Source organism: Azospirillum sp. B506 (assembly GCF_000333595.1).
GTDB lineage: Bacteria > Pseudomonadota > Alphaproteobacteria > Azospirillales > Azospirillaceae > Azospirillum.
This window is the reverse complement of record NZ_BADK01000650.1, coordinates 1-1,004: the sequence shown is the minus strand read 5'-3', so window position 1 is coordinate 1,004 and position 1,004 is coordinate 1. Positions and strand designations below refer to the sequence as shown.

The following is a 1,004-nucleotide window of genomic DNA, read 5'->3' as shown; positions in this document are numbered from 1 at the left end:
GTGCCGTCACGTCGCGAACCTCGGCCCCCAACCCGCGCAGCATGTCCTCGATCACATGGTCGCGGCGCAGGCGGATGGCGTCGCCGGCGATCTGCACCGGCAGGTGGCGGTTGCCGAGATGCCAGGCGACCCGCGCGAAGGCTTCGACCGGCCCGGGCACGCGGACCTCCATCAGCTCCTCGGGCGCGGCGACCACGCGGAGGAAGCTGCCGTCGCCCAGTTCCAGCCCGTCGCCGTCGTCCAGCGCCACCGCCCGCGGCAGGTCGAGCAGGAAGGCGCCGCCGGCATCGTCGGTCATCGCCATGCGGCGGCGGAACCGGTCGTCGAAGGCAAGAGTCACAGTGCCGGCCGCCTGCTCGACCGGCCAGTGGCCGCGGGCATGGACTCGGGTGGCGCGGCGGGTGGAATCGGTCATCAGCGAAGCCGTTCGAAGGGGGTCGGGTGGCCGAAGAAGCGGCCGGCCAGTTCGCTGACCAGCACCGCGTCTCCGGTGGTGAAGAATTTCAGGCCCCGTTCAGCCGGATCGGGCCGGTATTCGGGATGACGGTCGAGATACTGGTCGAGCGAGCGGGCGGTCAGCGTCGGCTGCGACAGGATCTCCACCCCCGACGGCAGGGCGCGGGCGAACAGGTGACGGACCAGCGGGTAATGGGTGCAGCCCAGCACCACCGTATCCAGCGGCTGGCTGCCCATCTTGTCCAGCAGGACGCGGACATAGCCGGCGACCGCCGGTTCGATCTCGTCGTCCGGCGCACCGCGCTCGATCAGCGGCACGAGGTCAGGGCAGGCCTGCTGCACGACGCGGACGGACGGCGCCCGCTTGCCGATCTCCCGTGGGAAGGAGCCGGAGTTGACCGTCGCCGCGGTCGCGAAGATGGCGACGCTGCGCGGTTCGGCGAGATGGTCGGACGGAACCGTGTCGATCATCCAGGGAACGCGGGTGATCGCCTCCACCATCGGCACCAGCACACCCAGCACGTGCGGCCGGGATGGGCCGACGGGAG

At 71.1% G+C, this 1,004-nt stretch carries 2 protein-coding genes; both read right to left on the bottom strand.

Features of this window, described 5'->3' with window-relative positions; genetic code table 11:
* On the bottom strand, positions 1–415 hold a 415-nt coding region (locus I71_RS19355; RefSeq protein ID WP_042696658.1), incomplete at its 3' end, for an urease accessory protein UreE.
* Positions 415–1,004: glutamate racemase (locus tag I71_RS19350; protein ID WP_042696656.1), on the bottom strand; the 590-nt coding region annotated here is incomplete at its 5' end. The genes I71_RS19355 and I71_RS19350, both read right to left, overlap by 1 nt.